Raw genomic sequence first — 22,904 nt, forward strand, 5'->3', positions numbered from 1 at the left:
TTGGCAGGCGGGGCCGTCCTCGGCAATAGTTGTCGGACGGAAAGCATCCGCGGGCGGAGCCGGGCGGATGCGCATCGACTGGAGGGGAAGCGCCCGTGCCGCCATTGGAAGTGACCATTCGGCCACACGGCGGGCGCGCCGTCGTGCGGCTGCGCGGAGAGCTCGACATCGCCTCCTCCGACGACCTGCGCAGGCACCTGAACGACGCCCGCCGCGAGCACGGCGAGGACCTCGTCCTCGACCTCGCCGACCTGGAGTTCATGGACTCCGGCGGCCTCTCGGTCATCGTCGCCTGCTACAAGGCCACCTCCGCGGCGGGCGGGAGCCTCGTGCTCGCGGCGCCGCGCTCCATCGTCCGGCGGGCGCTGGAGATCACCGGCCTGCACCGCCGCATCCCCGTCAAGGACACCCTGGACGAGGCCCTCGGCGAACCCGACCCCGCCTGAACGAGGAGGAGTCAAAGCGGGAGCGGAGTGGGACGCTTCGGTTCGCGGCCGTCGCCGGAGGAACGTCCGGTGGCGCGGCGGCCGATCCAGGGCAGCAGGTACGTGCGTGCCCAGCGGACGTCCTCGCGGCGCATCGTGAGCCAGTCGGCGCGGTCGAGCGGCGGCCAGGGCTCGCGCCAGTCGCCGGTGACGGGGACGCCGATGGCGTCCGCGACGAACAGCGCCATCCGGCGGTGGCCCTCGGGCGACAGGTGGAGCCGGTCCTCGTACCAGGCGCGCGGGTCGTGGAACACGCGCACCGGCCACAGGTCGACGACGGTGCAGCCGCGCCGGTCGGCGATGGCGCGCAGGTGCATGTTGTAGGTGGCGGCCTTGCCGCGGATGCGGGCGCCGGAGCGCAGCCCGCGGGTGTCGAACCCGGTGAAGACGACGACGCGGGCGCCGGTGGCGCGCAGCCGCCGGACGGCGTCGTCGAACACGACCGCGAGCGCGTCCGGGTCGGCGCCGGGACGGAGCATGTCGTTCCCGCCGCCGCAGAACGTGACGAGGTCGGGCGCGAGCTCGACGGCGCGCGGCACCTGGTCGTCCACGATCTGCCGGACGAGCTTGCCCCGCACCGCGAGGTTCGCGTACCGCAACCCAGGGCTGCGCTCGGCGAGGTGCTCGGCGAGCCGGTCCGCCCAGCCGCGGAACCGGTCCTCCTCGCCCGGGTAGGGGTCGTTCAGGCCCTCGGTGAAGCTGTCGCCGATGGCCACGTACGTCCGGATCCGCTCCATTTCTCGCATCGCAACCCCCATCACCGATTCGCGGTCGATCACGTAGAAGAATGATGCACTCGTGCATCCCGGCTACGCGACCGTAGGCCACCCGGATGTGGGGAACGCGACGTCAGGCCCGGCCCGCCCCAAGGCCCGGCCGCGCGTCAGGTCCAGCTGGGCGACGTGGTGCCCGGCGCCCCCGGCCGGGCGGGCGGCGCCGCAGCGCCCGCGGGCGCGGTGGCGTGCACCGTCATCGCATGCTGGACGAGCGTGATCAGCACCTGCTTGGTGGACTCGCGGCTGCGCGCGTCGCACTGCGCTATCGGCACGTGCGCGCTGATCGACAGGGCCTCGCGGATGTCCTCCACGGCGTACTGGAACTCGCCGTGGAACCCGTTGACGCCGACGACGAACGGCAGCCCGAGCTCCTCGAAGTAGTCGACGGCGGCGAAGCAGTCCTCCAGCCGGCGGGTGTCGACCAGCACGACGGCGCCGATCGCGCCGCGGACGAGGTCGTCCCACATGAACCAGAACCGGTGCTGACCGGGCGTGCCGAACAGGTACAGGATCAGCTCGCTGTCGAGCGACACGCGGCCGAAGTCCATCGCGACCGTGGTGGTCGTCTTGTCGGGCACGGCCGACAGGTCGTCCACGTCGGCGCTGGCCGCGGTCATCACCGCCTCGGTGGTGAGCGGCATGATCTCCGAGACCGAACCGACGAAGGTGGTCTTGCCGACGCCGAAGCCGCCGCCGACGACGATCTTGACCGAGGTCAGCTCGGCTTCCCCACCGGGCGGCCCCGGGACCTGGTCAGAGCTTCCGAAGGCCACTGAGCACCCTTTCTAGCAGGCGGAGGTCCGGCTGTCCGCCGGTGGTGGTGGCGGGCTGCGACTGGTGGAGCCGCAGCAGTCCTTCGACGGCCATGTCGGCGACGAGCACGCGCGCGACCCCGAGCGGCAGGCGCAGGAGGGCCGAGACCTCCGCGACCGAGCGGGCGGACCGGCACAGGTCCATGATCGCCCGGTACTCCGGGGTCAGCGCGGCCACGTCCCGCGGCGGGTAGGGCGACGCTGTGACCAGGGCCTCGATGGCCAGGTCGTAGCGCGGCTTCGTCCGGCCCCCGGTCACCGCATAGGGGCGCACCAGCGAGCTGGAGTCGCCCTCCTGTCCCTCGGGGGACCGTCCCTGCGCCGGGGCCCGTCCACCCTCGGCGCGGACGGGTTCGCCGGGCCAGCGCCCCGGCCCGCCGGGGCCCCCTCCGTAGGGACTGCCTCGATCCATGTCGCCGACCTCCGTCAGTCAGTCACATCAAAACCGGGCGGGCCCGGCGCCCATCTCGGTCACCGAAGGCCCCGAATGCGGAGGCTGCTGCTGGTCCTGGGCGCGCAGCGCGGGGGTCAGCACCCGGCCCACCCGCTCCACCAGCAGCGTCATCTCGTACGCGACGAGACCGAGGTCGCAGTCGGGCGCGGCCAGCACCGCGAACACCGACCCGTTCGTGATGGACATGACGAACAGCAGCCCGCGGTCCATCTCGACGACGGTCTGGTTCACCCCGCCCGCGTCGAAGATCTTCGCCGCGCCCTGGGTCAGGCTCATCAGCCCGGAGGCGATCGCCGACAGCTGGTCGGCCCGCTCGGGCGGGAAGCCCGACGAGTACGCCATCGGCAATCCGTCCGAGGAGACCACGACGGCGTGCGCGACCTTCGCGACACGGTCCGCGAAGTTCGTCACCAACCAGTTGAGATCCTGCCCGCTCACCGGGTGCCTCCTGTCTCGCCGTCGCCCTGTTGCGACGCCTCACCTGACGTGCCATCGCCGCGAACCTCGTGACGTCCCCGGTGGACGCCCCGCTGGAGACTCGCGAACCGGCTGCGTACGACGTCGGCCACCTGGCCCTGTCCCTGCTGGCCATGTCCGGACTGGCCCTGTTCGTGCCGGCCCTGCACAGCCTGCCCGTCCGCGGGGCCTCCCGGCAACGGCCCGGCCTGGGTCGCCGCGGGCATCTGCTCGGTTCCGGCGGGGGCCGTCGCGCGGCCGACCGCTCCCGGCACGCGGTTCTTGCCGGGCACCCGCTTGGGCAGCCCGACACTGGTGCGGGAGGCCGTGACGGGCTCGCGGGCGGCCTCGGCGGCGCGGAAGCCCGCGTCCGCCGGGGACTCCCAGCCGCGCACGGGGTCCTCGCCCGCACCCTCCGACCTGCGCTGGAACCACTCCGACTGCATCGCGTCGAAGATCGGCGAGCGCTCCGGCAGCCGTGGCGGCGCGGCCTGCGCCTGCTGCGGGGGCGGTTCGTGCTGCGCGGCGGCCAGTTCCGGGACGGCGTCCTCGGACGGGCGCGGCGGTGTCGGGGTGGATCGCTCGGGGTGGCGCGTGGCGGGCTCCGTCCAGCGGGCCTCTGGCTGCGAGGCGTCGGCGTACGGGTCTGTCTGCGACTGGCCCGGGTCGCCGGAGATCTGCCCCAGCGGCCCGGTCTCCCAGGGGATCGGACGGGACGAGCCGGCCTCCGGCAGCATCGGCTGGGCCTCGGGAACGACGGACTGCGGCCCGGTCTGCCAGGGTTCCCGCCGGTAGACGCCGTTGCCGGTGTCGTGCGGGCGCTCGTTCTCCGGCCGCTGGTTCCGCGGCCGGTCGTTCTGCGGGCGCTCGTTCGAGAAGCGCTCGTCCTGCGTGCGGTCGTTCTGCGGCCGCTCGTTGCGCGGCTGGAACAGGCCGTTCGGCCCGTCGTCGGACGGGCGCCTGGGGAGCTGCGCGCCCGGCATGCGGACCGGCAGCTCGCCGGGCCTGCGCGGCGGCCGCTGGTCGTCGGCGGGGCCCTGCTCGCCGTAGGGCGGGACGGGCTGCTCGCCGTAGGGGACCTGGGGCTGCGCGCCGGTGGGGAACGTGGGGTATTGGCCGGAGCCGCCGGTGGGGATCGGCCCGGTCTCGTTCATCGCGGGCTGGGGGCCGGTGGCGCCGCGGACGGGCCGCAGCGGCCCGGTGCCGCCGACCATCGGGTGCGAGCCGGTCGATCCGGACAGCGGGGAGGCGGGCAGCTCGGCGGGTCCGCGGCCGTCCTGCCGGAACGCGCCGCCGCTGCCGAGCGCGGGCGGCTCGGGCGCGGTGGTGAGCGCGGCGAGCTGGCCCTGGCCGTCGTTCTCGCGGGCGGGCAGGCCGCCGCCGCGGCTGCCGATCCCGCCGGCCTCGCCGGGCGTGATCACCGCGTCGGGCAGCACCACGAACGCGGTGAGCCCGCCGCCCTGCGCGGCGCGCAGCTCGACGCGGATGCCGTGCCGGACGGCGAGGCGGCCGACCACGAACAGGCCCATGCGGCGGGCCGCGGAGAAGTCGATGACGGGCGGGTTCGCGAGCCGCCAGTTGGCCTGCTCCAGGTCGTCGGGCGACATCCCGACGCCGTTGTCGGTGATCTGCAGCATGGCGCCGCCGCCGCTGAGCAGCTGCCCGGACACGGTCACCTTGGTGTGCTCGGAGGAGAACACCGTCGCGTTCTCGACCAGCTCGGCCAGCAGGTGGACGAGGTCGTTGACGACGGGCCCGGCGACCGTCATGTCGCCCTGCACGCGCAGCGCGACCCGCTCGTACTGCTCGACCTCCGACAGCGAGGCGCGGATGACGTCGATCAGCGGGACGGGCCGGTTCCACCGGCGCACCTGCTCCTGGCCGCCGAGGACGAGGAGGTTCTCGCAGTTGCGGCGCATGCGGGTGGCGAGGTGGTCCAGCCGGAACAGGTTGCCGAGCTGCTCCTCGTCGCGCTCGCTCTGCTCCAGCGTCTCGATCAGGCGCAGCTGCCGCTCGATCAGGGACTGGCTGCGGCGGGAGAGGTTGACGAACATCGCGTTGATGTTGCCGCGCAGGACGGCCTCGTCGGCGGCCAGCCGGACCGCCTCCCGGTGGACCTCGTCGAAGGCCCGCGCGACCTGGCCGATCTCGTCGGTGGACTCGACGTCGATCGGCTCCACCTCGATGCCGCCGGCCGCGGCCTCCGGATCTCGCAGCCGGTCGACCAGGCCGGGCAGCCGGGTGCTGGCCACGTCGAGCGCGCCGGCCTGCAGCCGGTGCAGCGGCCGCACCAGGGACCGGGCCATCACGATCGTGATCAGCAGGACGATGGCCAGCAGCAGCGCGACGATGATCGAGTCGACGATCGTGGAGGTGCGGGCGTCGGACCGGCGCTCGGCGCTGACGTCCAGGATGTCCTGGGTCAGGTCCAGTTCCGTCAGCCGCATCTTGTTGATCATGTCGGACATGGCGTTCTTGATCGCCTCGGCCGAGCCGGGGTTGGCGAGCTTGGTGGACAGCCGCCCGCCGGACGCGGCGATGGCGGTGATGATCCGCTGCCGCAGCTCGGCGGCCAGGTCGACCTGGCCGCCGACGACGAAGTCCTCGAACACCTGCGTCTGTTCCAGGGTCACCGAGTTGCGGAAGGTCGCGAGCTCGCTGTCCTCCTGCGCGCGGGCGGCGTTCAGGGCGCTCATCTGGTCGGGCGGGAGGCCCCGGCTGCGGGCGGCGAGCAGGAGCAGAGCGCGCTCGCGTGAGACCGCTTCCTTTGCGCGGACGAGCGCGCCGAGCGCGCGGGTGGTCTGGAGGAGGCGGGTGTCGACGACGTTGGAGGCGACGCTGTCGAGGACGGCGATGAGGTCCTGGATGGCCTGGGTGTACTTCTGCAGGATGACGGTGGCGGGCACCCTGCCGCCGATGACGAGGGAGCGCAGCGCCTTGACGGCGTCCAGGCGGTTCAGCACCGCGTCGGCGCCGCGGACGGCGTCGGCGCCGTCGGACCCGTCGATGGCGGTCGCGCTGTCGCGCACCAGCTGCAGCTGGGAGTCGGTGCTGAACTGGGAGGACTGCACGCCGGGCAGGAGGGGGTCGGGCCGGCCGGCGGCCGCGAAGTCGACGGCGAGGTCGCGCTCGGAGGCGAACTCGGTGACGAACTGCGTGATGCTCGCGCCCAGCTCCGCCATGCGTTCCACGCGCCCGTAGGTCTCCGCCTCGCTCACGGAGTCGGTGATGCGCGTCCCGGCGAGGACGACGGCGGCGACCGTCGGAACCAGGATCAGGACGATGAGCCGCTGGGGCACGCGCCAGTTCCGCAGGCTCAGTCTGCTGCCCGCACGTCTCGAACGGTCCGACTGCACCTCGACGTTGCCGGGTCGAGGACGGTCGCGACCTTCGTCGCTAGGTTGCATCCGCCGTTAACACCCTCTCCACACGATGTCGCACGCTCCGTGGCCTCACCGGCGCAAAGGGTTAAAGCGACATCACCTCCACCCTCGGCGCACGACATTGCAGCACATCCACGGATAGGCCGCAAAGGACCATAGGCCACTCGATATGCACCAATGACGCGATTGTGACTTCGTGCCCGTATGTCCGATTTATCGAGCACGGATGCTCACTCTTCGCACACGGACGTTCCGTGATCACAACAGCGCGGACGGTAATACCGTGTTGTCCACCTCATCACCCGGCCGGCGAGCCGGTGACCGGCGGGCGCCCGGCCGTCCCGGAACGGGCATGACCGGTCACTCTCCGATTCGGCTCGGCGATGAGCGACAACTGTAGCTTGTGGAGGACACAAGAAAGTCACGCAATTCGGAGCGAATCCACTCAAGCCGCCGGTCCGCGATAATCTCCGGGCACACCTGGTCAGCCAGCGGTGGTGGTCAGAGTCGCTCCCCTGGCCCACTCGTCCCGACCCTAAGCCCCAAGCCCTGCGCACGGAACTCCCCGCAGGTTAAGGAGAGCCCATGCGGAAATCTCTGCGTCTCACGGCGCTGCTCAGCGCCGTCGCCCTGGCCGTCGCGGTCTCGGGCTGCAGCGACTCCGGCGGATCCTCATCGGGTGGCGGGGGGCCGCTGGAGATGGACACCATGACGGTCGCGGCGCTCCCGCTGGCCGACAACGTGGCCGTCTACCTCGCGCAGAAGCACGGGTTCTTCGAGGACGAGGGCCTCAAGGTCCAGATCAGGCCGGTGCAGCAGAGCACGCAGGCCATCCCCGCGCTCGTCAAGGGCGACGTGAACGCGATCGCGGGCGCGAACTACGTGTCCTTCCTGCAGGCCAACGACAAGGGCACCATCAAGCTGAGCGTCCTGGCCGAGGGCGCCTCGCTGACCTCGCACTTCATGGACGTCCTCGTCATGCCCGGCTCCGACATCAGGACTCCCAGGGACCTGGAGGGCAAGAAGGTCGCGGTCAACCTGCTGAACAACGTCCAGACGCTGACGCTGAACGCGATCCTCAAGGCCAACAACGTCAACGCCGCCCAGGTCGACTACGTCCAGGTGCCGTTCTCGCAGATGGCGTCGGCGCTGGAGCGGGGGCAGGTCGACGCGATCCACGCCGTCGAGCCCTTCACGACCGACATCCAGAAGAAGCTCGGGGCCCGGGTGGCCGTCGACGGCGGGTCCGAGCCCGTGACGAACCTGCCGATCTCCGGCTTCGTCACCACGCGGGACTTCACGCAGAAGAACCCGAAGACGGCCGCGGCGTTCCAGCGCGCGATCTTCGCCGCCCAGCAGCTGGCCACCACCGACCGGGAGCCGGTCGAGCAGGCCCTGCCCGGCTACACCAAGATCGACGGGCGGGTCGCCGCGGTGATCACGCTGCCGGGCTACCCGAGCACGCTGACCACCAACCGCATGCAGCGCGTCGTGGACCTGATGACCGTTGCCGGGATGCTCAAGCAGAAGACCGACCTGAAGCCGGTGCTGTTCCAGGCTCGGCCGCCGTCCTAACCGGGGGCGCGGGCACAGGATGACCGGCTCGACGACGACGCGGCCCCGCGGCCTCTCCCGTCCGGGGAGGTGGGCGCGGGGCGCCGCCGGTATCGCGGGCCTGTTCCTGGCGAGCGAGATCCTCGGCAGGGCGGGCATCGTCGACCGCTCCTACCTGCCGCCCGCGTCCAGCATCACCGCGCGCGCCGTCGAGCTGGCCGGCGACCAGCAGTTCCTGTTCAACGTCCGCGTCACGCTCACCGCGTGGGCGCTCGGCCTCGCCATCGCCATCGCGATCGCGGTGCCGCTCGGGCTGTTGCTCGGCAGCGTCCCGGCGGTGAACACCGCGGTCCGGGCGATCGTGGAGTTCCTGCGGCCGATCCCGTCGGTGGCGCTCATCCCGCTGGCGGGGCTGCTGCTCGGCTCGGGCCTCGCGATGGAGGTGCCGCTCATCGTGTACGCCTCCAGCTGGCCGATCCTGTTCAACACCATGTACGGGCTGCACGACGTCGACCCGACGGCCAAGGAGACGCTGCGCGCGTTCGGCTTCGGCCGGGCGCAGGTCCTGCTGCGGGTCTCGCTGCCCAGCGCCGCGCCGTTCATCGCGACCGGGGTGCGGCTGGCCGCGTCGATCGCGCTCATCCTGGCCGTCGGCACCGAGATCCTGTCCGGGTTCGGCGACGGCCTCGGCATGTTCATCGCGCAGGCCGGCAACGACCCGGAGGGGACGCGCGACGTCCTCGCCGGGACCGTGTGGGCGGGCTGCATCGGGCTGGTCATCGACACCGTCCTGGTGCGGTCCGAGAACCGGGTGTTCCGGTGGCACCGGGCGCAGCGGAGCGGTGCGTCATGACGGCCACCGCCCGCGCCGCCGCCCGCACCGTGCCCCGCCGGGGCCTGGCCGGACGGCTCGTGGGCGGTCTGCTGCACCGCTGGCTCCCGCTGGCGGTCCTCATCGCGGGCTGGGAGGCGGCGGCGCGCGGCGCGCGGAGCCCGTTCTTCCCGCCGCCGTCCGACATCGCGGCGCGGATGCGGGACCTGTGGTTCTCCGGCCCGGCGGACCGGCTGTTCCTCAGCGCGGCGGCGGGCGAGTCCATCGCGCCGAGCCTCGCCCGGATGGGCCTCGCGCTGCTGCTGTCGGTCGTGGCGGGTGTCGTCCTCGGCATCGCGCTCGGCCGCTCGGAGCGGGCGCTGGCCTACCTGGAGCCGCTGCTGCGGTTCGCGCGGGTGATCCCGCCGCCCGCGATGGTGCCGGTGTTCGTCGTGCTGCTGGAGTTCGGCACGCAGATGCAGGTCACGTCGATCGTGTTCGGCGCCGTCTGGCCCGTCCTGCTCAACACGGCGGACGGGGTGCGCGCCGTGGACGCGGTCCAGATGGACACCGCGCACGCGTTCCGGCTCTCCGCCGCCCAGCGGATCCGGTTCGTCATCGTCCCGGCCGCGCTGCCGAAGATCTTCGCGGGGCTGCGGCTGGCGCTGTCGCTGTCGCTGATCCTGATGGTCTTCTCCGAGCTGCTGCCGGGCACGTCCGACGGGCTCGGGTTCGAGCTGACCAACGCGCAGAGCACGTCCGACGTGCCCACGATCTGGGCGGTGATCGTCCTGCTGGGCGTGCTCGGCTACCTGTTCAACACGATTCTGCTGGCGGTGGAGCGCCGCGTCCTCTTCTGGCGGCCCGGGACGCGCAATTCGGAATAACGCGAATGAACCTCGCGTCTCATTCCGGCCGGGCACGCATTGCGCTACGCTCCCGGCTCATTGAAAATCAGCACTTGACGGGCTTCCCCCGAATGGTTGGAGCACTGCTGATGACCGCTTCCCACCGCCGCGCGGCCGTTGCCGGGGCGGTCGCCATCACGGTCCTCCTCGCCGCGACCGCCTGCGGCGGCGGCGAGGACGGCGCCTCGGCCAACGGCCTGGAGAAGTCCGAGATCCTGCTCGGCACGATGACCATCGCCGACACCGCCTCCGTTCAGCTCGCCCTTTCCAAGGGTCTGTTCAAGGACGAAGGGCTGACGGTCAAAACGCAGGTCATCCAGGGCGGCGCCGCCGGAATCCCGCTGCTGCGCAGCGGCCGGCTGGACATCAGCTTCACCAATTACGTCTCGCTGTTCACCGCCGGGGTCAAGGACCCGCGCTTCGAACCGAAGATCATCGCCGAGGGCTTCAACAGCGCGGCCAGGACCCATGTCGTCATGGTGCGCGGCGACTCCCCCTACAAGACGATCAAGGACCTGGCCGGGAAGACGATCGCCGTCAACACCAAGCGCAACATCAGCACGCTGCTGGTCCGCTCCGCCGGCCGGGCCCAGGGCGTCGAGTTCGACGACGACAAGAGCTTCGTCGAGGTGCCACCGCCCGCGATGGAGCACGCGCTGAAGTCCCGGAGCGTCGAGGGCGTCATGGCGATCGAGCCGTTCGGCACCCAGATGCAGCAGACGATGGGCGCCCGGATGGTCGCCGACCTGTCCAGCGGCGAGACCGCGAACCTCCCGATCGCCGGGTTCGCCGCGACGGAGAAGTTCGTGGAGAAGAACCCGAAGACGGTCGCGGCTTTCCAGCGCGCGGTGGTGAAGGCGCAGGGCATGTGCGCCGACCGCAAGGTCGTCCAGGACATCCTGCCCACCTACGCCAAGGGCATCGACGCGAAGGTCGCCGCCGCCATGGGCTTCGGCGTGTACCCGACCACGCTGGACGCCGCCCACCTGAAGCGCGTGTCCGACCTGATGCAGCGGTTCGGGTACGTGGACAAGCCCATCGACGTCAAGAACTTCGTCGCGACGCCTTCATGAACCATCGCCGCATCGCGCTCGGCGCCGCCGGCGTCGCCGGGGTGGTGGCCGTCATGGAGGTCGTGAGCCGCACCGGTCTCGTCGACGACACCGCCCTGCCGCCGGCCTCGACCGTCCTCTGGGAGGCCGCGAAGCTCGCCGCCGACGGGGAGTTCCTGGTCGACGTCGGCGCGACGCTCGGGGCCTGGTCCGGCGGGCTCGCGCTGGCGGTGCTGGTCGCGGTCCCGCTGGGGGTGCTGCTCGGCTCGGTCCCGTTCCTCGGCACCGCCGCGCGGGCGCTGGTGGAGCTGCTGCGGCCGATCCCGTCGGTCGCGCTGATCCCGCTCGTGATCATCCTGGTCGCCGAGCCGGCCCGGATGAAGATGTCGCTGATCTTCTACGCCTGCCTGTGGCCGATCCTCATCAACACCCTGTACGCGCTCCGCGACGTCGACCCGATGGCGAAGGACAGCCTGCGCAGCTTCGGGTTCGGGACGCCGGCGGTGCTGTGGCACGTCTCGCTGCCGAGCGCGGCGCCGTTCATCGCGACCGGCGTCCGGATCGCCGCGTCCGTCGCCCTCATCGTCGTGATCAGCACCGAGCTGTACGCGGGCGGGGTCAACGGCCTGGGGATCTATCTCAGCGAGACCCAGTCGGCGGGCGGCCGGACGGACCTGCTGCTCGCGGGCGCCGTCTGGAGCGGGGTCATCGGGCTGCTGGTGGCCACCGGCCTGCGGAGGCTGGAGCGGATCGCGTTCCGCTGGCACGAGGAACGGGTGGAGGGCCTCGCATGAGCGGAGCGAACCGGGGGGTGTGGGGGGTCGTCCCCTCACAAAGACACCGCATGAGGCCGCTGCGGGGGTTCGCGGAGCGGGCGTGGCTCGTCGCGGCCGTCGTCGTGGTGTGGGAGCTCGTCACGCGCGCGGTGAACGACGTCTACTACCCGCCGCCGACGACCATCGCGACGTCGCTGCACGAGCTGTGGTTCTCCGGGCCCGCGTCGCGCGCGTTCCTCACGGGCGAGGCCGTCGACGACTTCTCCACGAGCCTCGCCCATCTGTTCATCGGCTGGGCCGCCGCGGGCGTCGCCGGGGTGGTGGCGGGCACGGTGACCGGACGGTCGCGCGTCCTGTACGACCTGCTGAACCCGGTCCTCGAGTTCCTGCGGGCGGTGCCGCCGCCGACGCTGGTGCCGTTCTTCATCATCGTGTTCCACCTCGGCGCGACCATGCAGGTGGTGACGATCGCGTTCGGCGTGGTGTGGCCCGTGCTGCTCAACACCTGCGACGGCGTCCGCGCCGTGGACGCCCTGCAGCTCGACACGGCCCGCGTGTTCGGCATCGGGCGGGTCCGCCGCCTCGTGGTCGTCATCCTCCCGGCGGCGGCGCCGAAGATCTTCGCGGGGCTGCGGGTGGCGCTGTCGTTCGCGCTGATCCTGATGGTCTTCTCCGAGATGTTCGGCAGCACCGCCGGCATCGGGGCGCGGCTGGTGGGCGCGCAGCGCGCGTTCGAGGCGAACCCGATGTGGGCGGCGATCGTGATGCTGGGCGTCCTCGGCCTGCTGTTCAACACGCTCTTCATGCTCCTGGAACGCCGCCTGCTGGCCTGGCACACGGGAGCGCGGCGGCTCACATGACGTTCGCAATGAAAAGGCGTCCTAGAGAAAGGGCTGGGCCATGCTTCAGATAGCCGGCCTGACGCACTCCTACGGCGGCGACCACGGGGTCCTCGGCGGGATCGACCTGACCGTCCCGGACGGGCAGCTGGTCAGCATCGTCGGCCCGTCCGGCTGCGGGAAGTCCACGCTGCTGCGCTGCATCGCCGGGCTGATCCGGCCGACCGGCGGGACGCTGACGCTGGACGGCGCGCCGATCGACGGCGTGCCCGACGATCTCGCCGTCGTCTTCCAGGACTACAGCCGGTCGCTGTTCCCGTGGCTGAGCGTCCGCGACAACGTGGCGCTGCCGCTGCGCAGGCGGGGAAAGTCGCGCCAGGAGCGGCGGGCGGCGGCGCAGGAGGCCCTGGAGTCGGTCGGCCTGCCGGACGCGGGCCGCAAGTACCCGTGGCAGCTGTCGGGCGGCATGCAGCAGCGCGTGTCGATCGCGCGGGCGCTGGCGTACCGGCCGTCGCTGATGCTGATGGACGAGCCGTTCGGGTCCGTGGACGCGCAGACCCGCGAGGACCTGGAGGACCTCCTCCTCCAGGTGCACCGGACGCAGAAGATGACGATCCTGCTCGTCACCCATGACATCGACGAGAGCGTCTACGTCGGTGACCGGGTCGTCGTGCTGCACCGCTCGCCCGCCCGCGTCCACGCGGACCTGGAGGTGGGGCTGCCCGCGTCCCGCGACCAGATCGAGACGCGGGGGCTGCCCGAGTTCGTCCGGCTGCGGGCGGAGGTCGGGCGGCTCGTCCGCGGCGGCGCGCGGGCACCCGAGGACACCGATTCCGGATCGGACATCGTGACGGAGAAATAGGGGGAACACCTTCCATGCGCGTACTCATCGTGGGGGCGGGGATCGGCGGGCTGACCTGCGCGCTGAGCCTGCACGAGGCCGGTGTGGAGACGCTCGTCGTCGACTCCTCCGCCCGGCTGCGGCCGCTCGGCGTCGGGATCAACCTGCTGCCGCACGCCGTGCGCGAGCTGACGGAGCTGGGGCTCGGCGGGGAGCTGGCCGAGCTCGGCATCCCGACCGGCGAGATGGTGCACTTCGACCGGTTCGGCGGCCGGATCTGGGGCGAGCCGCGGGGCCGCGCGCTCGGTTACGACTGGCCGCAGTACTCGATCCATCGCGGCGAGCTGCAGATGGCGCTGCTCGACGCCGTGCTGGCGCGGCTCGGGAAGGACGCCGTCCGCGCCGGGACGCTCTTCGAGGGGTTCGAGCAGGACGGGACGCGGGTACGGGCGCGGGTGCTCGACCGGGCGTCCGGGACCACCGGCACGGTCGAGGCCGACGTGCTGATCGGCGCGGACGGGCTGCACTCCGCCGTCCGCGCGCAGCTCAACCCGGACGAGCCGCCGCCGCTGTGGAACGGCATCCGGATGTGGCGCGGCATCACCGAGGGCGACCCGTTCCTGACCGGCCGGACGCTGGCCGTCGCGGGCAGCAACACCGCGGCGAAGATGGTCGTCTACCCGATCTCCATGCCGGCCGAGCGCCGCGGGCGGGCCCTGCTGAACTGGGTCGCGGAGGTGAAGGTCGCCGGCGAGGGGCTCGACACCACCGCCGACTGGAACCGCGAGGGCAGCCTGGAGGACGTCCTCCCCTACTACGCCGACTGGAAGTTCGACTGGCTCGACGTCCCGGCGATGCTGGCGGGCTCCGCGGAGATCCTGGAGTACCCGATGGTCGACCGGGACCCGCTCGACCGCTGGACGACCGGCCGGGTGACGCTGCTCGGCGACGCCGCCCATCCGATGTACCCGATCGGCTCCAACGGAGGATCGCAGGCCGTGCTGGACGCGCGCGTCCTGGCGCACGAGCTGGCGCGCGCCGACGACCCCGCCGAGGGCCTGCTCGCCTACGACCGGGCGCGCCGGGAGACGGTCAACGCGATCGTGCTGGCCTGCCGCGACATGCCCGCCGACCGGATCCTGCACACCGTCAGCGAGCGCGCGCCGCACGGCTTCGACGCCATCGAGGACGTCCTGACCGCCGATGAGCTGGCGACCATCACGGGCGCCTACCGCCGGACGTCCTTCGACGATGTCAAGACCCTCAACTCGCGGCCGTCGTACTCGCCGCCGAAGGGCTGACTCAGGTCGTCACCGCCGCGAGGCGGGTGTCCATGGCGTGGGCGGCGCGGGCGTAGAGGGACGGGTCGTCGTGCAGGAGCGCGTACGTGGCTCCGGTGCGGCAGAGGGCGTCCAGCTCGAAGGCGAGCTGCGCGACGTCGGCGGACGCGTCGATCTCGCCGAGGTCGCGGGCCTCGCGGATGCAGCGCTCGAAGAACTCGCGCCAGTCGCGCTGCGAGGACGCGATCGCGTCGCGGACGCGGCCGGGCCTGGCGTCGAACTCGGCCATCGTGGAGTCGAAGAAGCAGCCGCCGGGGAACACGGGTTCGCGCTGGTAGCGGCGCCACGCGTCCAGGAGCGCCCGGAGGCGGCCGAGGCCCCGGGGGACGGCGAGGGCGGGCTGGATCACGTGCTCGCGGAACACCTCGACGGCCCGCCGGACGGTCGCGAGCTGCAGCTCCTCCTTGGACCCGAAGTGCGTGAACACGCCGCTCTTGCTGATCTGCAGCTCGGTGGCGAGCCGGCCGATCGACAGGCCCTCCAGGCCCTCCGCCGAGGCGATGTCGGCGGCGCGGTCGAGGATCGTCCTGCGGGTCTGCTCGCCCTTGAGAATCCTTCCGTCGGTGCTCACGCGGCCTAATCTGCACGACCGTTCGTTCAAAGTCAATGCCGCCACCCCCTTGACGGACGGGCCCTCCAAAGAAGATTGTACGAACGGTCGTTTATTTTTCTGGAGGGCACCCATGTCCGTTGAGACCGCAGCGGCGCCGGACGCCGCGCCCCGCGCACGCCGCGACGTGCCCTGGCTGGCGGCCGGGGCGACGTTCCTGGCCATGCTCGACGCCACCGTCGCGAACCTGGCCGTCCCCGACCTGCACGCCGACTTCCCGAGCGCCTCGCTGTCCGGGCTGACCTGGGTGATCACCCTGTACGCGGTGCTGTTCGCGGCGCTGCTCGCCCCCGCCGGGCGGCTCGCCGACCTGGTCGGCCGGCGGACGCTCTACCTTTGGGGCATCGGGCTGTTCACGCTGGCGTCGCTGGCCTGCGCGCTCGCGCCGAACGTGCCGATCCTGCTGGCGACGCGCGCCTTCCAGGGGGCGGCGGCCGCCGCGATGATCCCCGCGTCGCTGGCGCTGCTGCTGCGCGACACGCCACCGGAGCGGCGCGCGGGCGCCATCGGGTTGTGGAGCGCCGCGGGCGCGTTCGCCGCCGCGATCGGCCCCAGCCTCGGCGGGATCCTGGTCGACCAGTTCGGCTGGCGGTCGCTGTTCCTCATCAACGTGCCCGTCGGGCTCGCGCTGCTGCTGGGCGGGCTGCGCCTCCCCCGCGCCGAGCACGGCAAGGGACGCCTGCCCGACCTGATCGGGACCGTCCTGCTCGGCGGCGGCGTCGGCGCGGTCGCGCTCGGCGTCACCCAGACCCAGGACTGGGCCTGGACCGACGCGCGCACCCTCGCCCTGCTGATCGGCGGCGGCGCCCTGGTCGCGCTGGCGCTGTGGCGGTCGGCGCGGCATCCGGTGCCCGCGCTGGAGATCTCGCTGTGGCGCAGCCGCCAGTTCGCCGTCGCCAACGCCGCCTCGTTCCTGTACGGGACGGCCCTCTACACGTGGCTGCTGGTCGGCGTGCTCTACCTCACCGCGGAGTGGGACTACTCGATCCTGAAGGCGGGCTTCGCCTCGACGCCCGGCGCGCTCACCGCCACCGCCGCCGCGATCCTCATGGGCCGCCTCACCGGCCGCATCGGCGTCCGCCCCGCCGTGACCGGCGGCGCGCTGATCATGGTCGGGTGCGGGCTCTGGGCGGTGCTGTCGATGCCGTCCGACCCGCACTACGTCACCTTCTGGCTCCCGATCGGACTGCTGGTCGGCACCGGGATGGGGATGATCACGACCGGCACCGCGTCCGCCGCCGCCCTCGCCGTGAACCCGCTACGGTTCGCCGGGGCCACCGGCCTCAACACCACCGCCCGGCAGCTCGGCGGCGCGTTCGGCATCGCCGTGCTCGCCGCGCTGCTGCCCGCAGGGGCCGTGCACGACGACTACACCGACGTCTACCTGTTCTGCACATTCGCCGCCGGCGGCGCGGGCCTCGCGGGGCTGCTGCTGACCGTCCGGCGCGGCGCGCCCTCCTAGGAGAGAAGATGACCGAGACGGCCCTTTCCGAATGGACGGACCCGTCCGTCCTGCCCACGGCCGAGGCCGCCGCGCTGCTGGCCGGCGTGTCCTGGAAGCGGATGGTGACGGTCGGCGACAGCGTCGCCGAGGGCGTCCGCGAGCCCGTGCCCGGCTACCGCAACCTGTCGTGGGCCGACCGGGTCGAGGAGGCCCTCCGCCTGGTGACGCCCGGGTTCACGGCCCGCAACCTGGGCCGCCGCGACCTCGTCGCCGCGCAGGTCGCGGCGGAACAGCTCGAAACAGCGCTGGCGTTCGGCCCCGACCTCGCGCTCGTCGCGGCCGGCGGCAACGACATGCTCCGCCCGCACTTCGACGAGGACGAGGTGCGCCGCGAACTGACCGCGATCGTGTCCGCGTTCCGTGCCGCAGGCGCGGACGTCGTCACGATCGGCCTCCTCGACATCACCGTCGCGGGCCTCGGCCCGTCCCGCTACCGGGACGTCATGTCGGCCCGGACGCGGCGCCTGAACGAGCTGGCGGCCGAGGTCGCCGCCGAGCACGGCGCCTGCCACGCCGCCAACCCCTACGACCATCCGGTCTCCACCGACCCCGGCATCTACAGCGGCGACCAGCTGCACCTCAACGCGCGCGGGCACGCGTTCGCCGCGGCCAATACCGTCCGCGCCATGGCGGCCTACTTCGCGTCGGAGTAGCGGTCCACGACCGCGATCTCCATCGGGAACGCGACCGGTGTGTCGCCGAACAGCAGCCGCCGCGCCTCGTCCGCCGAGGCGTGGACGGCGGCGACGACGTCCCCGGCCAGCCCCGAGGGCGCGTGCACGATGACCTCGTCGTGCTGGAAGAACACCAACCGGGGGGCGCCGAGCGAAGCTCGTCGATTGATTGGTGGTGGGTGGGGGCTGGAGGACGGTCCGATCGCCGTGAGGCGGCGGCGCAGCGAGCCGAGGAGGGCGAGCGCCCAGTCGGCGGCCGTGGCCTGGACGACGAAGTTGCGGGTGAACCGGCCGCGGCCGCGCAGCGCCTGCGCGGCCGCCGCCACCGGCGCGTCGTCGTCGCCCGCCGACGTCAGCTCGCGCCATCCGGCGGACGGCGGCGGGCACGTCCGCCCCAGCCTCGACCGGACGAGCCCCCCGCGCTCCCCCGCCCGCGCCGCCGCCTCCACGTACTCGAACGCGTCGGGGAACCGGCTCTTCAGGACGCCGAGGAGCTGCACCGCCTCGCCCGTCCCACCGCCGTACATTGCCGACAGCAGCGCGAGCTTCGCCTTGTCGCGCGCGCTCATCCCCTCGCCGCCCTCGTCGTGGAACACGTCGGAAAGCGCCGCGTAGAGGTCGCCGTGCGCGGCGGCGTCGGTGAACGCCCGGTCGCCCGCCAGCGCGGCGAGCACGCGCGGTTCGAGCTGCGCGGCATCGGCGACGACCAGCGACCAGCCCGGGTCGGCGACGACCGCCTTCCGCAGGACGCGCGGAATCTGCAGCGCTCCCCCGCCGCTCGTCGCCCACCGCCCGGACACCACGCCGCCTGCCACATATTCGGGACGGAACCGCCCGCCGCTCACCCACGTGTCGAGCCACGCCCAGCCGTGTGCCGTGTGGAGACGCGAAAGCTCCTTGTACTCCAGCAGCAGCGGCACGGCCGGATGGTCGAGCCGCTTGAGCACATGCGCCCGCGTCGACGTCACCGGCAACCCGGCCGACGCGAACGCCTTGAGAATCTGCGCGGGCGAATCAGGGTTGACGTGCACCCGCGGGCCGAACGCCGCGCTGATGCGATCAGCGAGATCCTGCAGCTTGCGAGGCCGCAGCCCACGGGCCGGACGCGGCCCGAGCAGCTCGGTGAGCAGCGCGTCGTGCTCGTCCGCCGACCAGGGCAGCCCGTCATGCCCCATCTCGGCCGCCACGAGCGCCCCCGCCGACTCGGCCGCCGCCAGCAGAGCGAACCCGTCCAGCCCGCGCATCCCCCGCTGCTGCTCCGCATGCACACCAACAACCTGCCCGATGTCGTCAGCGGCCTCTTCTCGCTCATCCTCGAACAACGAACCCTGCGCTGACTCCTCCTGCGGGACCCGATCAGGAGGCACCGGCTCTCCCCGCAACCGAGCCCACGCCGCCCGGACGGACCGTGGCTCCCCATACCGGCCCGCATGCCCAAGCAGAAGACTCTCCACCAGCTCCAGATCATGACAGCGCCCCACCCGCACACCCGCCTCGATGAGCCGCGGATAGATCCGCGCCGTAGACGCCCACACCCACCGGGGCGCCTCAGCCTTCTCGCGCTCAGCAATAGCCGCCACCAGATCCGGCACATGCTCGACGGCCCCCGCAGGCGAGCCGTCCTCCTCAAGAACGCGCAGGTCACCCCCACCCCGCGCCCCAACCGCCACCGCGACCCTCACACGCCCAATACTGCCCCCACCCACCGACAGAGGCTCGAACCCCCGACCCCGGCAGATTGAACCCCAGCGCCCGGCGCGCCGCGTCCCCGCAGCACGGCGACGGCCTGAACCCCAGCCCCGGCAGTTTGAACCACAGCCACCAGTTACGGGCAGGCACGCGGAGCGAGCCCCAGCGAGCGCAGCGGGCATGCCCGGCGCGCCGCGTCCCCACAGCGGCGGGAGCGCCAGCGACCAGAGCGAGGAGACCCGTGCCGCGCAGCCGGGGGTCTGGGGGTCGCCCCCCAGGTAAACAAGGCAGCGGGCCTGCCCGGCGCGCCGCGTCCCCGCAGCGCAGGGAGCGCCAGCGACCGAAGCGAGGAGACCCGTGCCGCGCAGCCGGGGGTCTGGGGGTCGCCCCCCAGATAAACAACAGAACCCCTCCGCGACGGGTGAGCGCGGAGGGGTTCTCTGTTGGCTTGCGGGGAGCCAGGGCCGTAGCCCCCGAGGTCGGTCAGGCGACCAGGGAGACCTGCTGGCCGGCGGGCGTCTCGCCGTAGCGGTCGACGACCTTGTTCAGCTGGATCTGGTAGTAGAGGGTGCCGAAACCGATGATGCCGAGCAGGAAGCCCATGCCGCCGCTGCAGCTGGGCTGGAGGCCGGCGGCGCGCTGGGCCTGGGCGATGCGGCCCGCGAGCTTCACCCACATGATCAGCGGCCAGATGCCGAGGGTGATGGCGCCGAAGAGCATCGAGAGCAGCGCGTTGGTGGCCGCGTTGTCGATGCGGCGGTCGTACTCGTGCAGCTCGTTGTGGACCTTGAAGAACCACACGAGGCCGTAAATGCCGAAGGTGATGATCGGCAGGCCGAGCCAGACGCCCGCCGGGTTGCGGCGCTTCATGTTGATGCCGGTGCCGCGCGCGACGGCGCCCTGCTGTTGTTGCTGGGCGGGCGCGTAGCCGCCCTGGTAGGCCTGCTGCTGCTGGTGTGATTGGCCCTGGCCCTGCTGGGGGTAGCTCATTGAGTTTCGCTCCTGAAGGACGCGGTCGTTCTCCGGCCGACCGTCCGTTACCGTTCACCCGTTCGGTGAGCCAAGACTGTAACGGCATCCGCGCACGGGACGCGCGGGGATCGCCGACTTTCCTGACATTACCGGCGAATTCTCTAGAGATCGGCTGGTCAACGCAAGTCGATCGTCACCTCGTCCTCGCACGGAGGTGCCGTCTCGTGGTCGCCGCATCCGGTCGCCGCGTGGCAGCGGATCCGCAGCTGCGACTCGGTCACGTCCAGGCGCAGGAAGCTCTTGAAGAACGGCGGGTCGTCCCAGTCGGCCAGTTCCGAGCGGAAGCGCTGCGGCACCTTGCGGACGGGGAACCGCAGGAACCGGGACCGGGCCCGGCCGTCGCGCGGGACGCCGAGGAGCGCGGCGACGAAGCGGGCGCGGCGGGTCGGCGCGGGCTTGCCGTAGCCGCGCCCCGCGGTGATGCCCAGCCGGTGCTCGACGGCGGCCGTCGCCTCCTCGGGGGTGAGCTCGAAGAGCCTGGGCAGGTGCAGCCACCGGCCGTACAGCCTGCTGTAGCGGGAGAGGGAGTCGCCGCGCAGCGGGTAGCAGCGGAAGTCGTCCTCGTCCACGGTGTGCGTCTTCGGGATGATGTGGGTCGCGTGCATGAACGCGCCCCCGGCGCCGGAGACGATGTACTGGATCGTCCGCCCGCCCTCGGTCGTCACCGGGTAGCGCTGGTAGTTGTGGGTGTCGCCGCCGATGGCCGCGACGTAGTTGTGCGCCGGGTCGCGGACGATCTCGTCGATCGTCCCGCCGCCCTCGATCGTCCCCGGACGGTGATCATCGTCCACATAGAGGGGCTTTCCGGTCACGAGCAGCTTGGGTTTCGGACCCGCGGAGACCTCGCGGAGCCAGCGGCCCTGGGCGCGGTCGACGACGCCCGTCATCCCGGTGTCGACGGTGATGACGCGCAGCGACGGCGTGTCGATCGCCCAGTACGGCCCCGGCTGGACGGCCTGCTGGCCGGGCGCGCCCCGGTACTTCCGGCGGGCCTCCGCGAGCGCGTCCCGGTCGACGTGCCCGGGGCGGCGCCAGAGCATGCGCGGGAGGAACGAGAGCGGGCCGCGCCAGGGCGGCGGCGTGCAGTCGGCGTCCAGGTCACAGAAGACGTGGAGGAAGCCGCGCAGGCCGTCGTACCAGTCGTGGTTGCCCGGCACGGCGTAGATGGGGGCCTGGTAGTCCTTGTAGGGGCGGAAGAACTTCTCGGTGTACTGGGACGCGTCCCCGGTCGGGTAGATCACATCGCTGGCGATGATCATGAAGTCGGTGTCGCCGGCGGCGTGCAGCAGCGGCGGGACCACCGCGTACTGCGACTTGTCGCCCTCGCCGGTGTCGCCGAGCAGGACGAACGAGAACTCCGGGTCGGAGCGGTGGACGGTGAACGCGGCGGGCGTCCCGCGCTCGCCCAGGGCCGTGATGCAGCGGCCGCGGATCGCGTTCGACGGGTCGCCGAACCAGCGTGCGAGCACGTCGTTGCGGGACCGCCACAGCACCTTCGGACGGCGCCAGGAGAAGTCGGCGACGCGCTCGGGAAGCAGGTCATGGAAGGTACCGGGCTTCCCGCAGGCCCACCCGGCCCCGGCCTCGGAGTCGCGCGAGCTCTCAGGACCGGGGGATTCCTCGGCGGACACAGGGCGCCTCCGGCAGCGTGTGAGGGGATTCTCACAGCGTGTCCGGAGGCGATTCCGGTCGTCAAGCGACTCACCGGGGCGCATCGGCCCTTTCTGCGCGCGCCCAGGAACGGGCTACGCGGCGGCCATAAGCGTGGTGGACACCGGCGCCACCCCCAGAGACGCCGGCGCCACCACGTCGCGGGTGTCCGCGGTCATCATGAGTCCCCCCAGAACGGCGATCAGTCGCCTTCCCATGATGTCTCCGCAGACAACCCCAAGGTCCCTTAGCGGGACGTAACTGACCGTACCCGAGGGGCCGTAATGCAGTCGTAAATCGACCCAAACTTCGGGCCAAGTCCAGGAGATGCCCCGGGGCGTCAGGGGGCCAGGACGCGGAGGGCGCCGGGCATGACCCGGGCCGTGACCGGCAGCGTGCCTGGCAGCTCGCCGTCCGCGCCGTACGGGAGCGTCCGTCCGGGCGGGCCCGCCAGCTCGATCCGGACCTCCTCACCCCGCATGACCTCGACCTCGGGGCGCCGCACGTGCGTGCCGTCCTCCAGCTCGCGCATGACGGCGAAGAACAGCCGCTTGGGCGCCGTCCGGATGAGGATCACGTCGAGCAGCCCGTCGTCCACGCGGGCGTCGGGCGCGATGTGCTTGCCGAACCCGTAGTAGCCGGAGTTGGCGGCGACGACGGTGTAGCCCTGCCGCTCGCGCGTCTCGCCGTCCACCGTGATCAGGTAGTCGGCGGCCCGCCACGAGACGATCGCGCGCAGGGCGCCGAAGTAGTAGGCGGCCGAGCCGCGCAGCAGCCGGGTCTTGTTGGCGTTGTCGTTGGCGACGGCGTCGACGCCCGCGTAGACGCTGCCGAGGACGGCCGTCCCGTTGGCGTCGATGGCGTCCACGGCGCGCGGCTCGCCCTCCAGCAGCAGCTTGGCCAGCTCCTCCGGATCGGACGGGACACCGAGCTGCCGCGCGAAGTCGTTGCCGCGCCCGGCGGGGACGATGCCGAAGATCGTGTCCGTCCCGGCGAGGGCGCCGCCGACACAGCCGGCCATGCCGTCGCCGCCGACGGCCAGCACGACGCGCCCGTCCTCCGCGGCGGCGCGGGCGACGTCGGCGGCGTGCTCCAGGCCGCGGCTGTACTCCACGGCGACCTCGGCGCCCGCCTCGCGCAGCAGCCGGGCCGGTGTGATCAGCGAGGAGGCGGACGCGGAGCCGCCCGCCGCCGGGTTGACGATGGCGGTGAACGAGCGTGCCTCGGCCATGTGCCTACCTTCCTGTGGGGGGTCGAC

General features: G+C 72.2%; 21 protein-coding genes. 11 read left to right on the forward strand and 10 right to left on the reverse strand.

The features are described 5' to 3' along the window. Positions 1-110 precede the first annotated feature (110 nt). On the forward strand, positions 111-446 hold the full coding sequence (locus ACH34S_RS16730) for an STAS domain-containing protein (protein ID WP_395953566.1): 336 nt from the start codon (positions 111-113) through the stop codon (positions 444-446). Positions 447-457: 11 nt separating this feature from the next. Here the strand turns inward: ACH34S_RS16730 and ACH34S_RS16735 are convergent, their stop codons facing one another. The 5 genes from ACH34S_RS16735 to ACH34S_RS16755 all read right to left on the reverse strand — a co-directional run bounded on the left by ACH34S_RS16735 (position 458) and on the right by ACH34S_RS16755 (position 6,282). Then, the gene (locus ACH34S_RS16735) at positions 458-1,231 is read right to left on the reverse strand and encodes an SGNH/GDSL hydrolase family protein (protein ID WP_395953971.1); all 774 of its coding nucleotides are present in this window, start codon (positions 1,229-1,231) and stop codon (positions 458-460) included. Between the two features lie 137 nt (positions 1,232-1,368). Then, positions 1,369-1,980, reverse strand: coding sequence for a GTP-binding protein (locus ACH34S_RS16740; RefSeq protein WP_395953972.1), 612 nt, complete (start codon positions 1,978-1,980; stop codon positions 1,369-1,371). 34 nt (positions 1,981-2,014) lie between these two features. After that, entirely contained in the window at positions 2,015-2,485 is a 471-nt protein-coding gene (locus tag ACH34S_RS16745) for a DUF742 domain-containing protein (protein WP_395953567.1), read from the reverse strand. A 27-nt stretch (positions 2,486-2,512) separates the two neighbouring features. Next, positions 2,513-2,965, reverse strand: a complete 453-nt coding sequence (locus ACH34S_RS16750; RefSeq protein ID WP_131967349.1) for a roadblock/LC7 domain-containing protein — start codon at positions 2,963-2,965, stop codon at positions 2,513-2,515. Next, the gene (locus tag ACH34S_RS16755; RefSeq protein WP_395953568.1) at positions 2,962-6,282 is read right to left on the reverse strand and encodes a nitrate- and nitrite sensing domain-containing protein; all 3,321 of its coding nucleotides are present in this window, start codon (positions 6,280-6,282) and stop codon (positions 2,962-2,964) included. Before ACH34S_RS16755 ends, ACH34S_RS16750 begins: the two co-directional genes overlap by 4 nt. Positions 6,283-6,951: 669 nt before the next feature. Here ACH34S_RS16755 and ACH34S_RS16760 point away from each other — a divergent pair. The 8 genes from ACH34S_RS16760 (at position 6,952) to ACH34S_RS16795 (ending at position 14,448) form a co-directional block, all read left to right on the forward strand. Next, positions 6,952-7,941 (forward strand): ABC transporter substrate-binding protein, encoded by a 990-nt coding sequence (locus ACH34S_RS16760; RefSeq protein WP_395953569.1) that lies wholly within the window; start codon positions 6,952-6,954, stop codon positions 7,939-7,941. 19 nt (positions 7,942-7,960) lie between these two features. Further along, on the forward strand, positions 7,961-8,773 hold the full coding sequence (locus ACH34S_RS16765) for an ABC transporter permease (protein ID WP_395953570.1): 813 nt from the start codon (positions 7,961-7,963) through the stop codon (positions 8,771-8,773). Continuing rightward, a complete protein-coding gene (locus ACH34S_RS16770) occupies positions 8,770-9,618 on the forward strand; it encodes an ABC transporter permease (RefSeq protein ID WP_395953571.1) in 849 nt (282 codons plus the stop codon). Before ACH34S_RS16765 ends, ACH34S_RS16770 begins: the two co-directional genes overlap by 4 nt. Before the next feature lie 110 nt (positions 9,619-9,728). Further along, the gene (locus tag ACH34S_RS16775; protein WP_395953572.1) at positions 9,729-10,712 is read left to right on the forward strand and encodes an ABC transporter substrate-binding protein; all 984 of its coding nucleotides are present in this window, start codon (positions 9,729-9,731) and stop codon (positions 10,710-10,712) included. After that, a complete protein-coding gene (locus tag ACH34S_RS16780; RefSeq protein ID WP_395953573.1) occupies positions 10,709-11,485 on the forward strand; it encodes an ABC transporter permease in 777 nt (258 codons plus the stop codon). Before ACH34S_RS16775 ends, ACH34S_RS16780 begins: the two co-directional genes overlap by 4 nt. A 50-nt stretch (positions 11,486-11,535) precedes the next feature. Next, complete coding sequence (locus ACH34S_RS16785) at positions 11,536-12,327, forward strand: ABC transporter permease (RefSeq protein ID WP_395953574.1); 792 nt, start codon at positions 11,536-11,538, stop codon at positions 12,325-12,327. A 40-nt stretch (positions 12,328-12,367) separates the two neighbouring features. Then, positions 12,368-13,168, forward strand: a complete 801-nt coding sequence (locus ACH34S_RS16790) for an ABC transporter ATP-binding protein (protein ID WP_395953575.1) — start codon at positions 12,368-12,370, stop codon at positions 13,166-13,168. Positions 13,169-13,182: 14 nt separating this feature from the next. Beyond that, entirely contained in the window at positions 13,183-14,448 is a 1,266-nt protein-coding gene (locus ACH34S_RS16795; protein WP_395953576.1) for a flavin-dependent oxidoreductase, read from the forward strand. A gap of 1 nt (position 14,449) precedes the next feature. Here the strand turns inward: ACH34S_RS16795 and ACH34S_RS16800 are convergent, their stop codons facing one another. Continuing rightward, a complete protein-coding gene (locus ACH34S_RS16800) occupies positions 14,450-15,058 on the reverse strand; it encodes a TetR/AcrR family transcriptional regulator (RefSeq protein WP_395953577.1) in 609 nt (202 codons plus the stop codon). Between the two features lie 112 nt (positions 15,059-15,170). On the opposite strand from ACH34S_RS16800, the gene ACH34S_RS16805 reads away from it, so the two are divergent. Both ACH34S_RS16805 and ACH34S_RS16810 read left to right on the forward strand, forming a co-directional pair. Then, positions 15,171-16,559: an MFS transporter gene (locus ACH34S_RS16805; protein WP_395953578.1), complete on the forward strand. Its 1,389-nt coding sequence runs from the start codon at positions 15,171-15,173 to the stop codon at positions 16,557-16,559. Between the two features lie 8 nt (positions 16,560-16,567). Further along, positions 16,568-17,254 carry an SGNH/GDSL hydrolase family protein gene (locus tag ACH34S_RS16810; protein WP_395953579.1) on the forward strand — a complete coding sequence of 229 codons (687 nt, stop codon included), beginning with the start codon at positions 16,568-16,570 and terminating at the stop codon, positions 17,252-17,254. Here the strand turns inward: ACH34S_RS16810 and ACH34S_RS16815 are convergent. The 4 genes from ACH34S_RS16815 to ACH34S_RS16830 form a co-directional block, all read right to left on the reverse strand. Beyond that, the gene (locus ACH34S_RS16815) at positions 17,236-18,957 is read right to left on the reverse strand and encodes a bifunctional 3'-5' exonuclease/DNA polymerase (protein WP_395953580.1); all 1,722 of its coding nucleotides are present in this window, start codon (positions 18,955-18,957) and stop codon (positions 17,236-17,238) included. The two genes, ACH34S_RS16810 and ACH34S_RS16815, sit on opposite strands and share 19 nt — an antisense overlap. Before the next feature lie 490 nt (positions 18,958-19,447). Further along, positions 19,448-19,954, reverse strand: coding sequence for a DUF4234 domain-containing protein (locus ACH34S_RS16820; protein WP_395953581.1), 507 nt, complete (start codon positions 19,952-19,954; stop codon positions 19,448-19,450). Between the two features lie 158 nt (positions 19,955-20,112). Next, positions 20,113-21,627 carry a metallophosphoesterase family protein gene (locus tag ACH34S_RS16825; RefSeq protein WP_395953582.1) on the reverse strand — a complete coding sequence of 505 codons (1,515 nt, stop codon included), beginning with the start codon at positions 21,625-21,627 and terminating at the stop codon, positions 20,113-20,115. A gap of 359 nt (positions 21,628-21,986) precedes the next feature. Continuing rightward, on the reverse strand, positions 21,987-22,877 hold the full coding sequence (locus ACH34S_RS16830) for a diacylglycerol/lipid kinase family protein (RefSeq protein ID WP_395953583.1): 891 nt from the start codon (positions 22,875-22,877) through the stop codon (positions 21,987-21,989). Positions 22,878-22,904 lie beyond the last annotated feature (27 nt).

Source organism: Actinomadura sp. 3N508 (assembly GCF_044326375.1).
Taxonomy (GTDB): Bacteria; Actinomycetota; Actinomycetes; order Streptosporangiales; family Streptosporangiaceae; genus Spirillospora.

Coding starts and splice junctions, on each gene's coding strand:
- ACH34S_RS16795 (WP_395953576.1), top strand. CDS start 13,183: ATGCGCGTACTCATCGTGGGGGCGGGGATCGGCGGGCTGACCTGCGCG.
- ACH34S_RS16760 (WP_395953569.1), top strand. CDS start 6,952: ATGCGGAAATCTCTGCGTCTCACGGCGCTGCTCAGCGCCGTCGCCCTG.
- ACH34S_RS16785 (WP_395953574.1), top strand. CDS start 11,536: ATGAGGCCGCTGCGGGGGTTCGCGGAGCGGGCGTGGCTCGTCGCGGCC.
- ACH34S_RS16790 (WP_395953575.1), top strand. CDS start 12,368: ATGCTTCAGATAGCCGGCCTGACGCACTCCTACGGCGGCGACCACGGG.
- ACH34S_RS16830 (WP_395953583.1), bottom strand. CDS start 22,877: ATGGCCGAGGCACGCTCGTTCACCGCCATCGTCAACCCGGCGGCGGGC.
- ACH34S_RS16745 (WP_395953567.1), bottom strand. CDS start 2,485: ATGGATCGAGGCAGTCCCTACGGAGGGGGCCCCGGCGGGCCGGGGCGC.
- ACH34S_RS16770 (WP_395953571.1), top strand. CDS start 8,770: ATGACGGCCACCGCCCGCGCCGCCGCCCGCACCGTGCCCCGCCGGGGC.
- ACH34S_RS16805 (WP_395953578.1), top strand. CDS start 15,171: ATGTCCGTTGAGACCGCAGCGGCGCCGGACGCCGCGCCCCGCGCACGC.
- ACH34S_RS16820 (WP_395953581.1), bottom strand. CDS start 19,954: ATGAGCTACCCCCAGCAGGGCCAGGGCCAATCACACCAGCAGCAGCAG.
- ACH34S_RS16765 (WP_395953570.1), top strand. CDS start 7,961: ATGACCGGCTCGACGACGACGCGGCCCCGCGGCCTCTCCCGTCCGGGG.
- ACH34S_RS16810 (WP_395953579.1), top strand. CDS start 16,568: ATGACCGAGACGGCCCTTTCCGAATGGACGGACCCGTCCGTCCTGCCC.
- ACH34S_RS16735 (WP_395953971.1), bottom strand. CDS start 1,231: ATGCGAGAAATGGAGCGGATCCGGACGTACGTGGCCATCGGCGACAGC.
- ACH34S_RS16780 (WP_395953573.1), top strand. CDS start 10,709: ATGAACCATCGCCGCATCGCGCTCGGCGCCGCCGGCGTCGCCGGGGTG.
- ACH34S_RS16775 (WP_395953572.1), top strand. CDS start 9,729: ATGACCGCTTCCCACCGCCGCGCGGCCGTTGCCGGGGCGGTCGCCATC.